2 protein-coding genes are annotated in these 2310 nt (G+C 62.6%); one reads left to right on the forward strand and one right to left on the reverse strand.

Going from position 1 to position 2310, the window contains the following annotated elements; all coding sequences use genetic code 11:
* Positions 1-319 precede the first annotated feature (319 nt).
* Complete coding sequence (locus HMPREF3087_RS10295; protein WP_070429042.1) at positions 320-730, reverse strand: universal stress protein; 411 nt, start codon at positions 728-730, stop codon at positions 320-322.
* Between the two features lie 221 nt (positions 731-951).
* On the opposite strand from HMPREF3087_RS10295, the gene HMPREF3087_RS10300 reads away from it, so the two are divergent.
* Complete coding sequence (locus HMPREF3087_RS10300; RefSeq protein ID WP_070429043.1) at positions 952-2181, forward strand: class I SAM-dependent methyltransferase; 1230 nt, start codon at positions 952-954, stop codon at positions 2179-2181.
* The last annotated feature ends 129 nt before the right edge of the window (positions 2182-2310 follow it).

Raw genomic sequence — 2310 nt, forward strand, 5'->3', positions numbered from 1 at the left:
GTGCGGCTAAAGCGAAGATTCCGGCTAAGGGGTGTTTTTGTTGGCCGGAAATGCGCCGGCCGAGGTGCCTGGGAAGGCTGGGCGCCTTCTTTAGCTGGGGCACACCGGTTAGCAAGAGAAACTCCCGTTAGCAGTGGTTGCTAAGGCGCAGATTCCGGCTAAAGGGTGTCTCCGTGCGGCTAAAGCGCAGATTCCGGCTAAGGGGTGTTTTTGTGGGCCGAAAATGTGCCGGCAGGACAAAGAATGCGGCGGGGCGAGGTGCCTGGGAAGGCTGGGTAGTCCCGCATGGCTGGCAGAGTTACCTGTTTGGGCCTGCTGCTCAGACTTCGTATTCTTCGGCTTCGCGGACCGAAAGCACTGGGACTTTCGCGTTGAGGATGATCTTCTGCGAAATCGAGCCCATGAAGAGCTTGCCCACGGGGGAGCGGCGGCGCAGCCCGATGACGAGCATCGTCACATCGCTGCGGGCTTCGGCGAGTGCGAGCAGCTCCTCGGCAGCGTCATTGCCGCGCAGGTACTGCTTGACTTTGCCTTCGACCCCTTCGGACTTCATGTATTCGCGGGCCTTGTTCAGCTGGTCTTCGGTTGCGACTTCGCGTTCGTCTACCGCTTCGCCGACCCCGGCGTTGACAACGTAGAGGCTGTCGCCGGTTTTCTTGGCGAGGTCAACGGCTGCTGTCAGTGCTGCCTGGCCTTTTGTGCTGGGGGTGTAGCCAACAAGAATCGTCATGTCTCTAACTGTAGCTCTGCCGCGGAAGTTTCGGGCAGGCTCACGCAAGTCTCAAGCCACACCACATGCAAGACTCAACCCACGCCACCCACAAGCCCCACACACGACTCAAACCAAGCCCCACCCCACGCTCCACCCGCATCTCAGGCACAACCCCGACTACAGTGGGTGCCGTGGAACCCGATGTTGAAAGTCCCGCTTGGTTGTCTCACACCGAGCGTATGCGTGAGCTGTTTCCGGCTTGGCCGGATGGTTCTCCGCTGTCAGCTTTTGTGTCGCGCTACCTTCTGGGGCGAGTCGCCGGCCAGCTCAACATTTCGGGGCGTCCGGAGGTTCCACCTCGGCATCCGGTGCCGCTGGATGACGACGCGTCCTTCGTCGTGCTTGACGATGCCGACGGCTCAGTCACAGCGGCGGTCCTCGCCGCCACCACGGGAAATGTCACGGTTTATGCGGATTTCCTGCCGCACGCCCAGCGCCTGCGTGAGATGTTCGGTGATTCGCGGGTGAGTGTTCGTCCGCTGCCGGGCTTTCCGCCTCATATTTCTGCCGGCCTTGATGTGCGCGGCGCCCGCCCGGCGAAAGCCCTGCTGACCTCTCCGAAAGCCCAGGCCGCGGTGGCCGATTACGTTGCCGCGCTGCGCCCGGTGGTGGATGAGTTCATGGTCGTGGGTCGCGATAAGCACTTGTTCCGCGGCATTAATGCGGAGCTGGCGCGCGGTTTCGAGCGGGTCGATGTTTCGCCGGGCCGCTATAAGTCGCGAATGATCATCGGTTCGACTCCGGAATCCGGCATGGGGTTCAGCACAGCGCGGATTGAACCGCACCAGCGCACAGCGCGGGCGGATATTCCGGGTGTTCCCGATCTCGAGGTGTCCGCGTACGGGGCTTGTTTCGGCGGGCCGGAGATTGACGCGGGTTCCGCTCTGCTGCTGCGCGCGCTCGCTGAGCGTCACGCAGGATCGGCTAGTTCTGCCTCCACATCAACTGACGAGGTGCCTGCTGGCCGCCCGCGGATCCTCGACTTGGGGTGTGGCAATGGTTGGCTGTTGACGGCCGCCGCGCATGTTCTGGGGGCAAGGCAGGCGGTGGGCGCTGATGCGTCGGCGGCGGCGCTGGCTTCTGCTGAGCTGACTGCCGAGGCGGGTATGCCGGCCGGTGTTGACTGGCGTGTTGAGTACACGGATTCGGGGGAGGGGCTCCCGCAGCAGGCTTTTGATGTGGTGCTTCTCAACCCGCCTTTTCACGCTGGGCATGAAATTGAAAGCGATACTGCCAAGAGGATGATGCGCAGTGCCCACGCGGTGCTGCGGCCGGGCGGTCGTGTGGTCGTCGTGTTCAATTCCGCGCTGCGGTACAGGCGTGAACTCGAGGGGCTTTTCGGGCAGGACAGCGTCGAACAATGGGCGAGGGATCGCCGGTTCACCGTCCTGTCGGCGGTGAAAAGCTGACCACTTGATCCACCTCGTCAGCCTTGCCCTGCAGAGAAGCCCGGCTCCCAGCTGACGAACAGCTGGGAGCCGGGCTCCACCTCGGCCTTTCATAGCCGGCTAGCTGTACTGATCGGGGAGGTTAGTTAA

Origin of the sequence: Brevibacterium sp. HMSC22B09, from assembly GCF_001806795.1 — a bacterium.
Classification (GTDB): Bacteria; Actinomycetota; Actinomycetes; order Actinomycetales; family Brevibacteriaceae; genus Brevibacterium; species Brevibacterium ravenspurgense.